The 18,491-nt window shown below is 71.4% G+C and carries 19 protein-coding genes; 18 read left to right on the forward strand and 1 reads right to left on the reverse strand.

The features are described 5' to 3' along the window. The first annotated feature begins 83 nt into the window (after window positions 1-83). The 8 genes from ACZ7L6_RS03280 to ACZ7L6_RS03315 all read left to right on the forward strand — a co-directional run bounded on the left by ACZ7L6_RS03280 (window position 84) and on the right by ACZ7L6_RS03315 (window position 7,220). A complete protein-coding gene (locus tag ACZ7L6_RS03280) occupies window positions 84-1,235 on the forward strand; it encodes an LLM class flavin-dependent oxidoreductase (RefSeq protein ID WP_471920226.1) in 1,152 nt (383 codons plus the stop codon). After that, window positions 1,232-1,747 carry a GNAT family N-acetyltransferase gene (locus tag ACZ7L6_RS03285; RefSeq protein WP_471920227.1) on the forward strand — a complete coding sequence of 172 codons (516 nt, stop codon included), beginning with the start codon at window positions 1,232-1,234 and terminating at the stop codon, window positions 1,745-1,747. The genes ACZ7L6_RS03280 and ACZ7L6_RS03285 overlap by 4 nt, the downstream gene beginning before the upstream one ends. Window positions 1,748-1,791: 44 nt before the next feature. Continuing rightward, window positions 1,792-2,703, forward strand: coding sequence for an ABC transporter substrate-binding protein (locus ACZ7L6_RS03290; protein ID WP_471920600.1), 912 nt, complete (start codon window positions 1,792-1,794; stop codon window positions 2,701-2,703). Next, window positions 2,700-3,464 carry an amino acid ABC transporter ATP-binding protein gene (locus ACZ7L6_RS03295; protein ID WP_471920228.1) on the forward strand — a complete coding sequence of 255 codons (765 nt, stop codon included), beginning with the start codon at window positions 2,700-2,702 and terminating at the stop codon, window positions 3,462-3,464. The genes ACZ7L6_RS03290 and ACZ7L6_RS03295 overlap by 4 nt, the downstream gene beginning before the upstream one ends. A gap of 24 nt (window positions 3,465-3,488) precedes the next feature. Beyond that, a complete protein-coding gene (gene ssuE, locus ACZ7L6_RS03300; RefSeq protein ID WP_471920229.1) occupies window positions 3,489-4,046 on the forward strand; it encodes an NADPH-dependent FMN reductase in 558 nt (185 codons plus the stop codon). Window positions 4,047-4,097: 51 nt separating this feature from the next. After that, window positions 4,098-5,261 (forward strand): LLM class flavin-dependent oxidoreductase, encoded by a 1,164-nt coding sequence (locus tag ACZ7L6_RS03305; RefSeq protein ID WP_471920230.1) that lies wholly within the window; start codon window positions 4,098-4,100, stop codon window positions 5,259-5,261. A 137-nt stretch (window positions 5,262-5,398) separates the two neighbouring features. Beyond that, window positions 5,399-6,679, forward strand: a complete 1,281-nt coding sequence (locus ACZ7L6_RS03310) for an acyl-CoA dehydrogenase family protein (protein ID WP_471920231.1) — start codon at window positions 5,399-5,401, stop codon at window positions 6,677-6,679. Window positions 6,680-6,761: 82 nt separating this feature from the next. Further along, complete coding sequence (locus ACZ7L6_RS03315) at window positions 6,762-7,220, forward strand: RrF2 family transcriptional regulator (protein WP_093910565.1); 459 nt, start codon at window positions 6,762-6,764, stop codon at window positions 7,218-7,220. A 27-nt stretch (window positions 7,221-7,247) separates the two neighbouring features. Here ACZ7L6_RS03315 and ACZ7L6_RS03320 read toward each other — a convergent pair whose 3' ends face one another. Continuing rightward, window positions 7,248-7,988: a class I SAM-dependent DNA methyltransferase gene (locus ACZ7L6_RS03320; protein WP_471920232.1), complete on the reverse strand. Its 741-nt coding sequence runs from the start codon at window positions 7,986-7,988 to the stop codon at window positions 7,248-7,250. A gap of 318 nt (window positions 7,989-8,306) precedes the next feature. Here ACZ7L6_RS03320 and ACZ7L6_RS03325 point away from each other — a divergent pair, with 318 nt between their 5' ends. From ACZ7L6_RS03325 to ACZ7L6_RS03370, 10 genes are all read left to right on the forward strand, one after another. Beyond that, complete coding sequence (locus ACZ7L6_RS03325) at window positions 8,307-8,405, forward strand: putative leader peptide (protein ID WP_471920233.1); 99 nt, start codon at window positions 8,307-8,309, stop codon at window positions 8,403-8,405. Window positions 8,406-8,473: 68 nt separating this feature from the next. Continuing rightward, a complete protein-coding gene (locus tag ACZ7L6_RS03330) occupies window positions 8,474-9,364 on the forward strand; it encodes a glutathione S-transferase C-terminal domain-containing protein (RefSeq protein WP_471920234.1) in 891 nt (296 codons plus the stop codon). 436 nt (window positions 9,365-9,800) lie between these two features. Then, window positions 9,801-10,784 carry an amino acid ABC transporter permease gene (locus ACZ7L6_RS03335; protein WP_471920235.1) on the forward strand — a complete coding sequence of 328 codons (984 nt, stop codon included), beginning with the start codon at window positions 9,801-9,803 and terminating at the stop codon, window positions 10,782-10,784. Then, a complete protein-coding gene (locus ACZ7L6_RS03340; RefSeq protein ID WP_471920236.1) occupies window positions 10,781-11,566 on the forward strand; it encodes an amino acid ABC transporter ATP-binding protein in 786 nt (261 codons plus the stop codon). The genes ACZ7L6_RS03335 and ACZ7L6_RS03340 overlap by 4 nt, the downstream gene beginning before the upstream one ends. 85 nt (window positions 11,567-11,651) lie before the next feature. Beyond that, window positions 11,652-12,674, forward strand: a complete 1,023-nt coding sequence (locus ACZ7L6_RS03345; protein WP_471920237.1) for a transporter substrate-binding domain-containing protein — start codon at window positions 11,652-11,654, stop codon at window positions 12,672-12,674. Between the two features lie 73 nt (window positions 12,675-12,747). Then, window positions 12,748-13,956, forward strand: a complete 1,209-nt coding sequence (locus tag ACZ7L6_RS03350; RefSeq protein WP_471920238.1) for an LLM class flavin-dependent oxidoreductase — start codon at window positions 12,748-12,750, stop codon at window positions 13,954-13,956. A gap of 20 nt (window positions 13,957-13,976) precedes the next feature. Next, complete coding sequence (locus ACZ7L6_RS03355; protein WP_471920239.1) at window positions 13,977-15,350, forward strand: NtaA/DmoA family FMN-dependent monooxygenase; 1,374 nt, start codon at window positions 13,977-13,979, stop codon at window positions 15,348-15,350. Beyond that, complete coding sequence (locus ACZ7L6_RS03360) at window positions 15,347-16,438, forward strand: LLM class flavin-dependent oxidoreductase (RefSeq protein ID WP_471920240.1); 1,092 nt, start codon at window positions 15,347-15,349, stop codon at window positions 16,436-16,438. The genes ACZ7L6_RS03355 and ACZ7L6_RS03360 overlap by 4 nt, the downstream gene beginning before the upstream one ends. Beyond that, window positions 16,431-17,555: an LLM class flavin-dependent oxidoreductase gene (locus ACZ7L6_RS03365; RefSeq protein WP_471920241.1), complete on the forward strand. Its 1,125-nt coding sequence runs from the start codon at window positions 16,431-16,433 to the stop codon at window positions 17,553-17,555. Before ACZ7L6_RS03360 ends, ACZ7L6_RS03365 begins: the two co-directional genes overlap by 8 nt. A 483-nt stretch (window positions 17,556-18,038) precedes the next feature. Beyond that, on the forward strand, window positions 18,039-18,491 hold the full coding sequence (locus ACZ7L6_RS03370; protein WP_471920242.1) for a GNAT family N-acetyltransferase: 453 nt from the start codon (window positions 18,039-18,041) through the stop codon (window positions 18,489-18,491).

Consider the following 18,491-nt stretch of genomic DNA (forward strand, 5'->3'; position numbering starts at 1 on the left):
TCTGACGAGTCATCACCCCTGCTCCGGCGCCAGGCCGTTCAGCCGTGCCTGCGTGCCGCGCAATCTGCTGAAAGGCCACGCCCATGCCCGTGGAGTTCCTCGGCATCGCCGCCACCAACGACGGCTCCGAAACCACGCCGCGCTCCGGCGCCGCGTTCGACAAGGAGTACACGCTCCGGCTGGCCCGGGCGCACGAGGACCACGGCTGGGACCGGGTGCTGTTCGCCTACGGCTCCGGGTCGCCGGACCCCGCACCGGCCGCCGCGTACATCGCGAGCAGGCTGGAGCGCCTCCGGATCCTGCTCGCCCACCGGCCGAACGTCTCCTACCCCACCTTCGCCGCCAAGACCTTCGCCACCCTCGACCGGATCAGCGACGGCCGCCTGACCGTGCACTTCATCACCGGCGGCAACGACCACGAACAGCGCCGCGAGGGCGACACCCTCACCAAGGACGAGCGCTACGCCCGCACCCGCGAGTACATCCGGATCGTCAAGAAGATCTGGACCACCCACGAGCCCTTCGACCACCAGGGCGAGCACTACCGCTTCCACGACTTCGTCAGCGACGTCTTCCCCGTCCAACAGCCGCGCCCCAACGTCTCGTTCGGCGGCTCGTCCCCTGCCGCGTACGCCGCCGGAGGCGCCGAGGCCGACATCTACTGCCTGTGGGGCGAGCCCCTCGCGAAGACGGCCGAGCAGATCGAGCACGTCAAGGCCGCCGCGAGGGCCGCGGGCCGCACGGACGTGCCCCGCATCCAGGTCGCGTTCCGCCCGATCATCGCCCCGACCGAGGAGCTGGCCTGGGAAAAGGCGCACCGCACGGTCGGCGCGATCAAGGCCCGCAAGGAGCGCGGCGAGGCGATCACCAAGCGCCACAACGGGCACGCCCAGCCCCAGGCTGCAACACCTCAAAACGTCGGCTCGCAGCGGCTGCTCGCCATCGCCGAGGCGGGCGAGCGCTACGACCGCGCCCTGTGGACCCCGACCGCCGCCGCGACCGGCGGCGCGGGCAACTCCAACGCCCTGGTCGGCACCCCGGAGACGGTCGCCCGGGCGCTCCTCGACTACTACGACCTCGGCGTCGACATCCTCTCCGCACGCGGCTACGACCTGCTGGACGACGCCATCGACTTCGGCCGGTACGTGATCCCCATCGTCCGCGAGGAGGTCGCCAAGCGTGACGCCGCACGCGCGGCCCGCGGCACGCAGACCCTGGCGGCGGTGAACGGATGACCACCACCCCCGAACTGACGGTGATTCAGCTGCCCGTGTCCGATCCGCGGGTCAGACCCCTCCTGCGCGAACTGGGCCACGAGTACTCGACGCGCTACGGCAAGGACGCGCACGCCGAGATCTCCCGCTACCCCGACGAGGAGTTCACCGAACCGCACGGCGGCCTGCTTCTGCTCCTGCTGGAACGCGGCGAGTCCGTGGCCGGCGGCGCCTTTCGCCGGTACGACGCGACCACCGCCGAGCTGAAGCGGATCTGGACGCACTCCGCCCACCGCCGGCGCGGCCTCGCCCGGCGCGTCCTCGGCGAGCTGGAGCGCGAGGCGGGGACACGCGGCTACCGGCGTATCTACCTGACGACCGGGCCGCGCCAGCCCGAGGCCCGCGGCCTGTACCTGGCCACCGGATACACGCCGCTCTTCGACACGGCGGCCGACCCGGAAACCATCGGCCCGCTGCCCTTCGAGAAGCACCTGACCACCGAAGCACCCACGGGAAAGGCCGCCGAGCTGTGAACGTCCCCGGCATCAGACCACGCCTGCGCATCGCCGCCCTCCTCATGGCGCTGCCCCTGCTCACGCTGACGGCCTGCGGCAGCGGCGACACCACCGGCACCGCGCCCGCGGGCGCCCAGGCATCCCCCGCGCCGACCGACGACCCGGTCGCCGCCGTACACAAGGTGGACTCCGTCGCCGCCCTGCTGCCCGCCGACGTACGCAAGGCGGGCACGCTGCGGGTCGGCAGCTCCATCGGCTTCCCGCCCGGGGCGTACTACCCGAAGGGCACCGACAAGGCACCCGCAGGGCAGGACATCGACCTCGCCGACGCGGTGGCCAAGGTACTCGGCGTCGAACTGGAGCGGCAGGACGCCTCCTTCGAGACGATCCTGCCCGCCCTCGGCAGCGGCAAGTACGACGTCGGCACCGGCAACTTCGGCGTCACCACCGAGCGGCTCAGGACCGTCGACTTCGTCACCTACATCAACGACGGCCAGGGCTTCGCGGTGAAGAAGGGCAACACCGCGCTCAAGTCGAAGATCACCGACCTCACCCAGCTGTGCGGGCTCACCATCGGCACCGGCGCCGGCACCACCTTCGAGGCGACCCTCACCGCGCAGAAGGGCATGTGTGCCAAGGCGGGCAAGAAGCCGTACGACGTGAAGGTCTACTCGGAGAACGCGGCGACGCTGACCGCGCTCCAGCAGGGCCGGATCGACGTGATCATGTCGACGATCAACGGCCTGCGCTACCAGGCGGCCCAGCCCGCGTCGCAGACCACCTTCCTCGGGGAGTTCCACCGCCTCGACGTCGGCTTCGCCTTCAAGAAGGGCTCCCCGCTCACCAAGGCCTTCCAGGCCGCCGTCAACGAGCTCATCAAGGACGGCACCTACGCCCGGATCCTGAAGAAGTGGGGCACCTCCGCCTCCGCGATCGAGACGTCGCGGATCAACCCGCCCGAGGCGCGAGCATGAGTGACGTCATGGTCGACGTCCGGGGCGTCCACAAGAGCTTCGGCCCGCTGGACGTACTGCGCGGCGTCGACCTGCAGGTCCGCGCCGGTGAGGTCACCGTGATCCTCGGCCCGTCCGGCTCGGGGAAGTCCACGCTGCTGCGGACCATCAACCACCTGGAGAAGGTCGATCGCGGCTGGGTCGGCATCGACGGCGAGCTCATCGGCTACCGCCGCTCGGACGGGAAACTCCACGAGCTGAGGGAGCGGGAGGTCCTCAGGCAGCGAACCGCCATCGGGTTCGTCTTCCAGAACTTCAACCTCTTCCCCCATCTGACCGTGCTGGAGAACGTCGTCGAGGCCCCCGTCTCCGCGCTGCGCCGCCCGCGCAAGGAGGCGGAGGAGACAGCCCGCCGCCTCCTCGACCGGGTCGGCCTCGCCGGCAAGGCCGACGCCTACCCCCGGCAGCTCTCCGGCGGCCAGCAGCAGCGCGTGGCCATCGCCCGCGCCCTCGCCCTGGAACCGAAGGTGCTGCTCTTCGACGAGCCCACTTCGGCACTGGACCCGGAACTGGTCGGTGAAGTCCTCGACGTCATCAAGGACTTGGCCGGCACCGGCACCACCATGATCGTCGTGACTCATGAGATCGGCTTCGCCCGTGAGGTGGCCGACACCGTGGTGTTCATGGACGGCGGAGTCGTCGTGGAACAGGGGCCGCCCGCGGCCGTCCTGGACAACCCGCGGCAGGAACGAACCCGCGCCTTCCTCTCCAAGGTCCTCTGACCGACCCTCCCGAAAGGTCCCCGCATGGCCACCATCCTGTCCGTCTCCGGCAGCCCCTCCGCCACCTCCCGCACCGCACGGCTGCTGCGTCATCTGGACGCCCGGCTCACCGCGCAGGGGCACGAGGTGACCCCGCTGGACGTCCGTACCCTGCCCGCCGAGGCGCTGCTGGGAGCCGACTTCCGGCACCCGGCGATCGTCGAGGCCGCCGCCCTGTTCGAACGCGCCGACGGGGTCGTGATCGGCACGCCCGTCTACAAGGCCGCCTACTCCGGGCTGCTGAAGTCGCTGCTGGACCTGCTCCCGCAGTACGCGCTCGCGGGCAAGACCGTCCTGCCGCTGGCCACCGGCGGCACCACCGCCCACGTCCTGGCCATCGACTACGCCCTGCGTCCCGTGCTGAGCTCCATGGGCCCCGCCCACATCACGCCCGGCTGGTTCACGCTGGACAAGGAGATCACCGTGGGCGACGACGGCACCCTGGCCGTCGCGCCCGGCGCCGCCGAGGCCCTGGCCCAGGTCACCGACCAGTTCTCGCTGGCGCTCGGCGGCCGCCCAGCCCTGCTGGCGGCCACCGGCTGAGCGCCGCGCCCGCGCCCGACCGCCACCGGAAGACCCCGATCGGAGCCCCCCATGTCCCTGACCTTCCACTGGTTCCTGCCCACCAACGGCGACAGCCGCCACGTCGTCGGCGGCGGCCATGGCTCCCCCGCCACGGCGTCCGGCCGCGACCGGCCACCGACGGTCGCCTACCTCAGCCAGATCGCCCGTGCCGCGGAGGACTTGGGCTTCGTCGGCGCGCTCACGCCTACGGGTGCTTGGTGCGAGGACGCCTGGCTGACCACGGCGATGGTCTCCCAGGCGAGCGACCGTCTGAAGTTCCTGGTCGCCTTCCGCCCGGGCTTCGTCTCGCCGACGCTCGCCGCCCAGATGGCGTCCACCTTCCAGCGGCAGACCGGCGGACGGCTGCTGCTCAACGTCGTCACCGGCGGGGAGAGTCACGAGCAGCGTGCCTACGGCGACTTCCTCGACAAGGACGACCGTTACCGCCGTACCGGTGAATTCCTCCAGATCGTGCGGGGGTTGTGGGAGGGCAGGGCCGTGGACCTGGTCGGCGAGCACCTCCAGGTCGAGGACGCGAGGCTGGCGAGGGTGCCCGACCCGGTGCCCGAGGTGTACTTCGGCGGGTCCTCGCCCATCGCCGGGGAGATCGCCGCCCGGCACGTCGACGTCTATCTCACCTGGGGCGAGCCGCCGGCCGCCGTCGCCGAGAAGGTCGCCCGGATCCGGGCGCTGGCCGGGAAGGCGGGGCGGAGCATCCGCTTCGGGATCCGCCTGCACGTCATCACGCGGGACACCGCCGAGCAGGCGTGGGCCGAGGCGCGGCGGCTGCTGGACGGCTTCGACGCGGAGACGGTACGGGCCGTACAGGCCGGCCTCGCCCGCAGCGAGTCCGAGGGCCAGCAGCGCATGCTCGCGCTGCACGGCGGCCGCACCGACGACCTGGAGATCCACCCGAACCTGTGGGCGGGCATCGGGCTGGTGCGGGGCGGTGCGGGCACGGCGCTGGTCGGCAGTCACGACGAGGTCGCCGAGCGGATCGCCGAGTACCACCGGCTGGGCATCGACGAGTTCGTGCTCTCCGGCTACCCCCATCTGGAGGAGGCGTACTGGTTCGGCGAGGGCGTGCTGCCGCGGCTGGAGGCACGAGGGCTGTGGAACCACCCGTTCCGCAGTGCGGCGACCGCACCGTCCGTGGATCGGATCCCCTTCGTGGACGCCGGGAGCCGATGGTGACGTCCAGGCTGCGGCGCCCTCGCGAACTCGTCACTCGGGGGCGGTAATCGGCCACCTGCTCGCGCATTCCCTAGAATTCCTATCGAATTACTAGGGAAGTGTTGACCCTCGTCCGTGGAGCGAGTGAGGATGACGCCATGACGATCGCCCCTCCGGCCCCGCCCGCCCCCTTCGGCGACCCCGAGCGGGGAGCAGGTGCGACGTCGCCGGACGCGCCGACCCCGCGGGCAGCCGGGCGGGACGACTGGCTGCACATCGCCCGTGAACTGGCCGACGACCTCGCCACGGACGCGGTCGAGCGCGAGCAGGCCGGCAAACCCCCGCTCGACGAGGTCGCGCGGCTGCGCGAGTCGGGGCTCCTGACGCTGCTCGTCCCGGCCGAACGTGGCGGCGGGGGCGCGGACTGGCCCACCGCCTACGCGGTCGTACGGACCATCGCCGCGGCCGACGGGCCCGTCGGGCACCTGCTGGGCAGCCACTACTTCCTGTCCTCCTGCCCCCGGTTCTTCGCCGCCCCCGACCGTGCCGCACGCATCGAGCGGGCCTTCGTGGCGGGGCAGTGGTACTGGGGCGGCGGTATCGCCTCGCAGGAACCGCCGCTCATGCTGACCCCGACGGGCGACGGCTATCTGCTGGACGGCCATCAGCGGTACGGCTCGGGAGTCGGGATCGCCGACCGGCTGGTGGTCCGTGCCGCCGTGCCCGGCACCGGTGAGCCCCTCGCCGTCCTGGTCGACACCGCGCACCTCGGGCTCGTGAACGGCAGCGGTGGGGAAACGTTCGGGCAACGGCTGGCGGCCGGCGGCGGCGTGGGGTTCGACTCCGTGCCGGTCGCGGCCGGTGACGTGCTCGGCTCCCTCTCCGCGGACGAGGGTGTCCTGTCACCCTTCGCCGGCCTCGCCGCGCCGACCGCCCGCCTGGTCTCCGCCCAGTTCTGTCTCGGCGTCGCCGAGGGACTGCTCGGTGAGGTCCGCGAGCACGGCAGGGCGGCACAGTCCGCCTGGCAGCCGTTCTCCCCCCAGCCCTGGCCGGGCAGCCCGCCGCAGGACCCGTACGTGCTGACCGCGTACGGCGAACTCGCCGTCGCCGCCCGTGCCGCGTCCGCCCTCGCCGACCAGGCCGTGGAGGCCCTGACGCGCGGCCTCGCACAGGGCGAGGGCCTCGACGACGAGGAGTGCGCGGAGATCGCCGTCCTCGCGAGCGCGGCCGAGGCGGCCGCATCCCGCGCCGCGCAGGAGATCACCACCGGCGCCCTGGACGCCGTCGGTGTCCCCGCCGCCTTCGCGCGGCACGGCCTGGACCGCTTCTGGCGCGACACGCGCACGCACACCCTGCGCGAGCCGGTCGCCCAGAGGCTGCGCGAGGTCGGGGACTACTTCCTCAACGGCGCGCATCCTCCGTTCAGCCTTCCCGCCTGACCGAGGGAGGTGCCCCCCTCCGTCGGACGGGTCCCAGGGGGCACAGGGGAGCGAGGGCGCGGCAGTGATGGATAATCTCGGCATGCGGATCTCGGCGAGGGCGGACTATGCGGTGCGGGCGGCGTTGGAGCTGGCCGCGGCAGGGGACGACACGTCGCTGAAGGCCGAGGCGATCGCCGAGGCGCAGGGCATCCCGCACAAGTTCCTGGAGGGCATCCTGGGCGATCTGCGCCGGGGTGGCCTCGTGGTCAGCCAGCGGGGCGGCAAGGGCGGCTACCGGCTCGCCCGCCCGGCCGACTCCATCCCCATCGCCGACGTGATCCGCGTGGCGGACGGCCCGCTCGTCTCGGTACGCGGCGTCCGACCGCCCGACCTCTCCTACGTCGGCCCCGCCGAGTCCCTGCTGCCGCTGTGGATCGCCGTACGCGCCAACGTCCGCAAGATCCTCGGCGAGGTCACCCTGGCCCACGTGGCCGCGGCCAAGCTTCCCGACGACGTCCTGAGCCTGGCGGACGACCCCGAGGCGTGGACGAATCCCTGACGGGAGCAACCACGCTCTGAACCGGGGTCAGCCGGCCGGCTTCTCCCACACCGACACATGCTTGCCGCTCTCGCTGGTGAACGGCTCGCGTGTCCAGTTCTCCCAGCGGTCGCGCAGCCGCAGTCCCGCCAGCCGGGCCATCAGGTCCAGTTCGGCCGGCCAGACGTACCGGAACGGCACGGACCAGTGCTCGGCGCGACCGTCGGTGAGGGTGACGTAGTTGGAGCTCATCGCCTGTGCGGCGACGTCGTAGGTGTCGAACGCCCAGCGTGACTCGCTGATGTGGAACGGTACGGCGGTCTGCCCGGCCGGGAGCTTCCGCAACTCGGGGACCATGACCTCGACGACGAAGCAGCCACCGGGCGCCAGGTGTGCGGCGACGTTGCGGAAGCAGTCCACCTGGGCGTCCTGGGTCGTCAGATTCATGATCGTGTTGAACACCAGGTACGCGACGGAGAAGGTCTTCTCCACCCGTGTCGTCGCGAAGTCCCCGATCGTCACGTCGATGGCATCGCCACCGGGCTTGGCGCGCAGCCGGTCCACCATGGCCCGGGACATGTCGATGCCGTGCACCGCGACCCCCCGGGCGGCCAGTGGCAGCGCGATACGGCCGGTGCCGATGCCGAGTTCGAGCGCCGAGCCGTCGCCGGCGAGTCCGGCCAGCACGTCGACCGCCGGGTCCACCACGTCGGGGCGGGACATGTCCGCCGTCGACTCGTCGTAGCCGGCCGCGATGTTCTCTCCGAAGTAGCCGTCGTCGTCGATCACCCCGGGACCGTACACCCGTCCGACCCCGCGGACGCCGACGTTCACCGAACGGCTCGCCCGCTTCGACGGCGGGCTGCTCCCCGGCGGCGGCGACCTCGCCCCGCACCGCTACGGCGCCGCAGGCGTCCACGACAGTGTCTACGACGTCGACGACCTCCAGGACGCCTTCGAACTCGATGACGCGGAAACAGGTCTCGTTCGTTCGGGTCCAAATTGTACGGAGCCCCAATGGCCGCTCGCTCCTCGGACGCCCTCTTGACGTGGGCCGCGTACGGACCGACACTCCATGCAGGTTTCCTAGTGAATTGGTAGGGAAGCATGGGGCAGCCAGATCCGGTCACCGGCCGAGTGAGCCGTTCGCCCCTTCTCACGTCCCGCCGTCACATCGACCTGCTCCGCGTCTGCAGCGCGATCTGACCTCCCTGAGCCGAGCCCGCGTCCGCTTCCGCCATGCGTACGTCCACACGCCTGCCCCGGGGAGACTCATGTCCGTCACACCGCTGGCCGCCCACTCGTCCGCGCAGACCGCCCCGGCCTTCCGGGGCCGGATCGGCCGGGACGCGCGCAGCGGCCACTATGCCGTGCCGCGCCGCTACCGCCTCCACCTGTCCATCGCCTGCCCGGACGGCCTGCGCATCGCCGTCGCCCACAGCCTGCTGGGCCTCCACGACGTCTGTCCGGCGACCTTCCTTCCCGCCGTCCCCGACTGCCCCGACGGCGGCCACGCCGCCCTGCGCCCGCTGTACGACGCCAGCGCCCACCGCTACGCCGGACCCGCCCTCGCGCCGGTCCTCAGCGACGACTGGTCCGGGCGCATCGTGAGCACCCACGCACCCGACATCGTCCGTGACCTCGCCCGGCGCTTCGGCGGCGGCCGGGTGGAGCTGTACCCGTGCGGCGCGGAGTCGGAGATCGAGGCCGTCGAGCGGATGTGCGCACAGGGCATCGAGGAGGCCGCGCAGATCGCGGGGACCGCCGGGGCCGAACGGGCGGAGCAGAACGAGGCCCTTGAGACGCTGGTCCGGTCACTGGGCGCGCTGGACCGGTGGCTGGACGGGCGCACGTACATGATCCGCGACCAGATCACCGCCGCGGACGTCGAGTTGTGGGTCACCCTGGTCCAACTCGACACCGTGCACCGGCACCACCTGGACGCCGCCGCGGTGCAGCGCATCGCCGCCCACCCCGCCCTGTGGGCCTACGCCCGCCGGCTCGCCGCGCACCCGGCCTTCGGGACGCACCTCGACCTGGACGCCATCGCCCGCCGCCACCACGCCCGTTGCCGCGGGCTGGAGGCCGCCGGATCCGCCGTCCAGATCCTGGACTGGGCCGCCCACGCGGCGGGCGGAAACGGGACGCGACCGCAGGCCGGCTGACCGAGGACCGTTCCATTCAGCGGACCGGCGTTGACATTCCTTCGGTCAACTGCCTTAACTTACGGCTCAATCAGCGCGAGGCCCCTTGAGGCCGTAGCAAGTGAGGGTGACGACATGTTCGCAGCCACCAGGCCGGCCGCACGCCGGTCACCGGGCTGCGCACCGTCGTACGCGAACCTCCTCGTCGCCAACCGGGCAGTCGATCTGCTCCGTGTGAACAGCGCACTGTGTACCGCACCGGGCCGTGCCCGCCGCCGGGGCTGACGCCTCTTCCCAGCCCCGGCGTTCCTGACGAACACCGCCCGAGCGGTGTGCCGTTGCCCGCCCCTTCCCCGGTACCCGTGCGTTCCCGCGTGCCGCGTTGCGCCGTAGAGAGTCCTGCGTAGCCGCACGTCCGCCGTGGTTCCGGGGTGTCCGACTCCCGCCGGAGCCCTCCATGAGTGAACCCCCAGGCGCCGCCGTCTCCCTCGCCGAGGCACCGCCGCCCACCGACGCCCCGCCGAAGCAGCTCGCCGCCCAGCGAGTGCTGCCGCTGCGGCGGCCCGGCCGATGGATCGCCACCGCCGTGGTCCTGGTCCTGGCCGCCCAGTTCGTCCACGGCCTGGTGACCAACCCCTTCTACCAGTGGGACCGCTTCGGCTACTGGTTCCTGCGGCCCACCATCCTCGACGGGCTCCTCATCACCCTCGAAGTCACCGCCTACAGCGCGGTGATGGGCCTCCTCGGCGGCATCCTGCTGGCGCTGGCCCGGCTCTCGCGGAGCCCGGTGCTGCGGGCCGTCAGCTGGACCTACGTCTGGGCGCTGCGCTCCGTACCGCTCATCGTGGTCCTGCTGTTCCTGTACAACTTCAGCGCCCTGTACAAGACGCTGAGCATCGGTGTCCCCTTCGGCCCGGCCTTCTTCACCTTCGACGAGTCCAGGCTCGCCACCGACTTGGTCATCGCGGTCATCGGCCTCAGCCTCCACGAGGCCGCCTACGCCGCCGAGGTCGTCCGCGGCGGCATCCTCTCGGTCGACCAGGGCCAGCACGAGGCGGCCTCCGCGCTGGGGCTGCCGAAGGGCTACCAGTTCAGGAAGATCGTCTTCCCGCAGGCGCTGCGCTCCATCACCCCGAACTACGTCAACCAGCTCATCGGCCTGATCAAGAGCACCTCGCTGGTCTTCTACGTCTCCCTGCTCGACCTGTTCGGCACCGCGCAGTCCATGGGCTCCACCTACCCCGGCGACATCGTGCCGCTGCTGCTCGTCGTCACCGTCTGGTACCTGATCCTGACCAGCGTCGTGTCCGTCATCCAGTTCTACGTCGAGCGGTACTACGCCCGCGGCGCCACGCGCACCCTGCCGCCGACCCCGCTGCGGAAACTGCGCACCTCTCTCACCGACCTCAGGGCCCGCATCCGCAGGGAGGCCGCCGTATGACCGCCGGAACGCTCCACAACGCCGCCGCCACCGTGGAGGTGCACGACGTGCACAAGTGGTACGGCGCCCACCGGGTCCTCGACGGGGTGGACCTGACCGTGCGGCCCGGCGAGGTCACCGTGATCCTCGGCCCGTCCGGCTCCGGCAAGTCCACTCTGCTCAGGGTCATCAACCACCTGGAGAAGCCGGAGATCGGCCACGTCAGCCTCAACGGCGAGCTGATCGGCGTACGCCGGCAGGGCGACCGGCTCAAGGAGCTGAGCGAGCGGGCCATCCTGGCGCAGCGCAGCCGGATCGGGTTCGTCTTCCAGAACTTCAACCTCTTCCCGCATCTGACGGTCCTGGACAACGTGGCCGCCGCCCCGGTGGCGACCGGAAAGCTCGGCAAACCCGAGGCCCTGGAACTCGCCCGCGACCTCCTCGGCCGCGTCGGCCTGGCGGACAAGGCCGGTGCCTATCCACGGCAGTTGTCGGGCGGTCAGCAGCAGCGCGTCGCCATCGCCCGTGCCCTGGCCCTGCGCCCCGGCGTCATCCTCTTCGACGAGCCCACCTCCGCCCTCGACCCCGAGCTCGTGGGTGAAGTCCTCTCCGTCATCAAGGACCTGGCGACCAGCGGCACCACCCTCGTCATCGTCACCCACGAGATCGGCTTCGCCCGCGAGGTCGCCGACCGGGTCGTCTTCATCGACGGCGGCCGGATCGTCGAGCAGGGCCCGCCCTCCGAAGTCCTCGACAAGCCCCGCCACGAACGGACCAGGGACTTCCTGAGCAAGGTCCTCTGACCTGTCGCGCCCACCGACTCCGCCCCCCACGCGCCCCCACGCACAGCACCCCCTTCATCACTGTTACCGAACAGCAAGGACGGCCATGTCTGCCCACTTCACCCGACGCAGCCTGATACGCGGCATCACCGCGGCGACCACCGTCGCCACCCTCGCCACCGGGCTCGCCGCCTGCGGTGGTGACAGCGACGCCGCCACACAGACGACCGACAGCGCCGGCACCGTGACCGTGGGCCGACTGTCCAACGGCGCCGCCAAGGAGACCACCCTCAAGGTCTCCGAGGTGAAGTCCATCAGCGACCAACTGCCCGCCGCCGTCAAGAAGAGCGGCAGGCTGGTGATCGGCTCCGGCACCCTTCCCTCCGGGGCGCCGCCCCTCGGGTTCACGGGCAGCGACCAGAAGACACTCACCGGTTCCGAAGTCGATCTGGCCCGGCTGATCGCGGCCGTCTTCGGCCTCGAACCCGAGGTCAAGCGGTTCACCTGGGAGAACCTCTTCGTCGGCATCGACAGCGGCAAGGTGAACGTCGGCTTCTCGAACATCACCGACACCGAGGAACGCAAGCGGAAGTACGAGTTCGCCTCCTACCGCAAGGACGACCTCGCCTTCGAGACGCTCAAGTCCTCCAAGTTCGCCTTCGACGGCGACTACAAGGCCCTCGCCGGCAAGACCGTCTCGGTCGGCGCGGGCACCAACCAGGAGCGGATCCTGCTGGAGTGGCAGAAGAAGCTCCGGAGCGAGGGCAAGAAGCTCACCGTCAAGTACTTCCAGGACAGCAACAGCACCTATCTGGCGCTGGGCAGCGGCAAGATCGACGCCTACTTCGGCCCCGGCCCCAACCTCTCCTACCACGTCACCCAGACCGCGAGCACGCCCGACCCGACGAAGATCGCGGGCCGGTTCTCCGGCGCCGGAGCGACCCTCCAGGGCCTGATCGCCGCGACCGCCAAGAAGGACAGCGGCCTCGCCGAGCCCTTCGCCGCCGCGATCAACTACCTGATCGACAACGGCCAGTACGCGAAGTGGCTCGCCGCCTGGAACCTCTCCGGCGAGGCCGTCGCCAAGTCGGAGGTCAACCCGCCCGGCCTGCCGCTCGACAACTCCTGAACCGTCGTGGGGCCGGTCACCGATCCCGAGGACCGGCCCCCTTCCCTCGCGGACTTCCAGGAAGGCACCTCTCGTGTCCTCAACTCCCTCTTCCTCCCTGCACCTTGCCGTCGCCCTGGACGGCACCGGCTGGCATCCCGCCTCCTGGCGCGAGCCGGTGGCCCGGCCCCGGGACCTGTTCACCGCCGCCTACTGGGCCGACCTGGTCGCGGAGGCCGAGCGCGGGCTGCTCGACTTCGTGACCATCGAGGACGGCCTCGGCCCGCAGTCCTCCCACTTCCTGGACCCGGACGAGCGCACCGACCAGGTCCGCGGCCGACTCGACGCCGTCCTCATCGCCTCCCGTGTGGCACCGCTGACCCGGCACATAGGCCTGGTGCCGACGGTGGTCGCCACCCACACGGAGCCGTTCCACATCTCCAAGGCGATCGCCACCCTCGACTACGTCAGCTCCGGCCGCGCGGGCCTGCGCGTGCAGATCACCGCCCGCCCGAACGAGGCCGCGCACTTCGGCCGCCGCACCATCGCCCGCATCGAGGCCTACGACACCCCGGCCGCCCAGGAGGTGGTGACCGACCTCTTCGACGAGGCCGCCGACCATGTGGAGGTGGTGCGCCGGCTCTGGGACAGCTGGGAGGACGACGCCGAGATCCGGGACGCCGCCACCGGCCGCTTCATCGACCGCGACAAGCTGCACTACATCGACTTCGAGGGCAGGCACTTCAGCGTCAAGGGTCCCTCCATCACACCCCGCCCGCCGCAGGGCCAGCCGATCGTCAGCGCCCTCGCCCACGACACCGTCCCGTACCGGCTCGTGGCCCGCGCCGCCGACATCGGCTACGTCACCCCGTACGACGCCGACGAGGCCCGCGCCGTCGTCGCCCAGATCCGCGCCGAGCAGAACGCCGCCGGGCGGGCGGCCGAACCCCTGCACGTCTTCGGCGACCTGGTGGTCTTCCTCGACGACGACCCCGCCGCCGCGAGCGCACGCCGGGAACGGCTCGACGCGCTCGCGCAGCCGTACACCAGCGACGCCCTGGTCTTCACCGGCACGTCCGCCCAACTCGCCGACCTGCTGCAGGAGTTGCACAGCGCCGGCCTGTCCGGCTTCCGGCTGCGGCCCGCCGTCGCCGGCCACGACCTCCCGGCGATCACCCGGGGACTGGTCCCCGAACTGCAGCGCCGGGGCGCCTTCCGCCGCGCCTACGAGGCCGACACCCTGCGCGGTCTGCTGGGCCTGGCCCGCCCCGCCAACCGCTATGCAGCCGCAGCCACCGCCTGAGCCGGAAGGACCCCGCAGCCATGACCAAGCCGCTCAAGCAGATCCACCTGGCCGCCCACTTCCCCGGCGTCAACAACACCACCGTCTGGAGCGACCCACGGGCCGGCAGCCACATCGAGTTCAGCTCCTTCGCGCACTTCGCGCGGACCGCCGAACGCGCCAGGTTCGACTTCCTGTTCCTCGCCGAGGGGCTCAGGCTCCGGGAACAGGGCGGGAAGATCTACGACCTGGACGTCGTCGGCCGCCCCGACACCTTCACCGTCCTCGCCGCGCTCGCCGCCGTCACCGAGCACCTGGGCCTGACCGGCACCATCAACTCCACCTTCAACGAGCCCTACGAGGTCGCCCGCCAGTTCGCCGGCCTCGACCACCTCTCCGGCGGCCGCTCCGCCTGGAACGTCGTCACCTCCTGGGACGCCTTCACCGGCGAGAACTTCCGCCGCGGCGGCTTCCTTCCCCAAGAGGAGCGCTACTCCCGCGCCAAGGAGTTCCTGGCCACGGCGAACGAACTCTTCGACTCCTGGCACGGCGACGAGATCCTCGCCGACCAGGAGACCGGCACCTTCCTGCGGGACGCCAAGGCCGGTGCCTTCGTCCACACCGGACAGCACTTCGACATCCACGGACAGTTCAACGTCCCACGCTCCCCGCAGGGCCGCCCCGTCGTCTTCCAGGCCGGCGACTCCGAGGAGGGCCGCGAGTTCGCCGCCGCGGAAGCCGACGCCATCTTCAGCCGCCACGGCACGCTCGAGGCGGGCCAGGCCTTCTACACCGACGTGAAGTCCCGCCTGGCCAAGTACGGCCGCCGCCCCGACCAGTTGCTGATCCTGCCCGCCGCCACCTTCGCCCTCGCCGACACCGACACCGAGGCCGAGGAACTGGCCCGCGAGGTGCGCCGCCAACAGGTCAGCGGGGCCACCGCCCTCAAGCACCTGGAGTTCGTCTGGAACCGGGACCTGTCGGCGTACGACCCGGAAGGGCCTCTCCCCGACATCGACCCGGACATCGGCGACGAGCACATCTCCAAGGGCCGGGCCCAGGTCCGCATGTACCGCGACCCGCTGGCCACCGCCCGCGAGTGGCGCGAGCTGGCCGCGGCCAACAACTGGTCCATCCGCGACCTCGTCATCCACACCGGCAACCGGCAGAACTTCGTCGGCTCCCCGGCCACCGTCGCCAAGACCATCAACGACTACGTCCAGGCCGACGCCGCCGACGGCTTCATCCTCGTCCCGCACATCACCCCCGGTGGCCTGGACGAGTTCGCGGACAAGGTCGTCCCGCTGCTCCAGGAGCAGGGCGTCTTCCGCACGGAGTACGAGGGCACGACCCTGCGCGCCCACCTGGGCCTGGCGCACCCGGACGAGGCGCGCGACGAACGGGCGGCGTCGTGAAGTTCATCGCCATCACCCTCATCGTGCACCGTCCGGACCCGGTCACCGGCGTGCGGAAGCCGACCCACGACCGCTTCCGCGAGGTCCTCGACAACGCCCTGCTGGCCGAGGAACTGGGCTTCGACGGTTTCGGCGTGGGGGAGCGGCACGAGCAGCCGTTCATCTCCTCGTCCCCGACGGTCGTCCTCAGTCACGTGGCAGCGCTGACGAAGCGCATACGGCTCTTCACCGCCGTGACGACACTCAGCCTGCTCGACCCGGTGCGCGCCTACGAGGACTACGCCACCCTCGACCACCTCTCCGGGGGCCGGCTGGACCTGATCATCGGCAAGGGCAACGGTGCCGCCCAGCGCGAGCTGTTCCACGTCACGCCCGAGGACCAGTGGGACCGCAACGCCGAGAGCTACGAGGTCTTCCGGCGGATCTGGCGCCAGGACAAGGTGACCGCGGCGACCCGCTTCCGCCCGCCGCTGACGGACGCCGAGGTGTGGCCGAGGCCGTACCAGCAGCCCATCCGGGTCTGGCACGGCAGCGCCACCAGCAAGGAGTCGGTCGACCTCGCCGCCCGCTACGGCGATCCGCTGTTCTCCGCGAACGTCACCAACCCCATGGAGCCGTACGCCGAGTTGATCCGCCACTACCGCGAGCGCTGGGAACACTACGGCCACGACCCGGCCGACATCGCGATCGGCGCCGGCACGGCAGGCATTCACGTGGCACCGACCTCCCAGGAGGCCCTGGCCGCGTACCGGCCGGTCTTCGAGGCCAACCTCGCCTTCCACAAGCAGGCGGGACTCCCCGTCGTGTTCGAGACGCTGGAGGACTTCGCCGAGCGCAGCTCCGCCCTGATCGGCAGCCCGCAGCAGGTCATCGACAAGGTGCACCGCTACCACGAGCAGTTCGGCCATACGGCGGTCCACGTCCACGCCGACTCGAGCGGCCTCACCGAGACCCAGCACCGTGACTCGCTGGAGCTGTTCCAGTCGGCCGTGGCGCCGGTACTGCGCAAGGACATCCCGGACCCGCCGTTCGCATGGGGCCCGGTGCTTCCGGCATCACCGACCGATGAGGAGCCGGTCCATGTCTGACATCCCCCTCGGCGTCCTCGACCTGGTCCCGATCCCCTCCGGATCGACGGCCGCCGACGCCCTGCGCAACTCCATCGACCTCGCCCAGCAGGCCGAACGACTCGGTTACGCCCGCTACTGGTTCGCCGAGCACCACCTCAACCCGGGTGTCGCGGGCACGTCCCCGGCGATCGTCCTCGCCCTGACCGCCGCGGCGACCTCCACGATCCGCCTCGGCTCCGGGGCCGTACAGCTCGGTCATCGCACCGCGCTGTCCACGGTCGAGGAGTTCGGCCTGATCGACGCCCTGCACCCCGGCCGCCTCGACCTTGGCCTGGGCCGCTCGGGCGGCCGCCCGCCGGGGCAGAAGGCGACCGCGGCGACCGCCACCCCGGTCGTCGACGGCCGCGCCCCGAACGGCCTGCTCATCCCGCCCCGCTTCTCCTTCGAGCACCTGCTCGGCTCACCCCGCGTCGCGCTGCAGCGCAGGCTGCTCCTCCTCCCCGGCGCCGAGTCGCAGGACTACGCCGAGCAGATCGACGACATCCTCGCCCTGCTGGCCGGCACCTACCGCTCCCCGGAGGGCGTCGAGGCGCACGTCGTGCCGGGCGAGGGCGCCGACGTGGAGGTGTGGATCCTGGGCAGCAGCGGCGGCGAGAGCGCCGAGGCCGCGGGCGCCAGGGGCCTGCGCTTCGCCGCGAACTACCATGTCAGCCCTGCCACGGTCCTGGAAGCGGTGGAGGGCTACCGCTCCTTCTTCCAGCCCTCCGAGTTCCTCGACAAGCCGTACGTCAGTGTCTCCGCCGACGTCGTCGTCGCCGGGGACGACGCGACCGCCCGGGAACTCGCCACCGGCTACGGCCTGTGGGTCCGCAGCATCCGCACCGCCGAGGGCGCCATCGAGTTCCCGACCCCCGAGGAGGCCCGCGCCCACCCGTGGAGCGACGAGGACCGAGGGCTGGTGCGGGACCGCGTCGACACACAGTTCGTGGGATCGCCGGGCCGGGTCGCGGACCAGCTGGAACAGCTCCAGGAGGCCACGGGTGCCGACGAGTTGCTGATCACCACCATCACCCACGACCACGCGGACCGGGTGCGGTCGTACGAGCTCCTGGCGGAGGAGTGGCGACGCAGGTGACGGGGACCGGCCCGGCGGCTCATTCCGCCCAGTCGAGCTGGCGCTCGCCGAGACCTCGAGCCCGCTGACCTTGCGCAGCCGCAGCCCCGGCGGCTCGAACGCCGCGCCGGACCGCAGGCTCTCCCTGATGACGTAACCGCTGATCAGGAACAGTCTCCTCACGGACGGCAGTTGTGGTGTACGGGGACGAGGCTACGACCGTAGGGCGGCCCGCTGGAGCGGATCGGCCTGGGCGGTGACCTGGCGCAGGCCCGCCTGAAGCTCCTGGCGTGCCTGCCTGCGTCGAGCCGGGACAGCACGTACGCCGCGGCCGCCCGCTTCCACATCGACACACAGGCCTGCTTCAAGTTTCGACTCCCCGAAGGCCGCGACCCGCCGTCTGCCGGCCTTCGGCCCCGAGGCGGAGGTTCTCGAACGACCCGCCGTGGGCGAGAGCCTGGCCGAAACCGCCCTCCGCAGGGCGACCCGCTACCGGCCCGTGTCATGATCGGGTTCATGCCGATCGAGATCGTCCCCGCCGACGTCACGGTCCTGCGCCAGGTCGTGGAGGACCACGCGCGCTATTGGGGCGAGCGCGACCTGCGGGCACTCCATCAGCCGGTGCTGGTACAGGAGTTCGGCGCCACGTGTCTCGTCGCCCGCGCCGAGGACGGCATCCGCGGATACGTCATCGGCTTCGTCACCCCGGACCACACCGGATACGTCCACCTCATCGCCACCCGCGACGACACCCGCGGCAGCGGTCTGGGGCGCCGCCTCTACACGGAGTTCACCGAGGCGGCCCGAGGGCAGGGAGCGGTCCGCCTCAAGGCGATCACCTCGCCCGGCAACAAGGGCTCCATCGCCTTCCACCGTGCCCTCGGCTTCGACGCGCGCGTCGAGGAGGACTACGACGGTCCGGGCCGGCCGATGGTGGTCTTCACCCGGGAGCTGTAG

It is taken from the genome of Streptomyces sp. NPDC107522 (genome assembly GCF_055657525.1).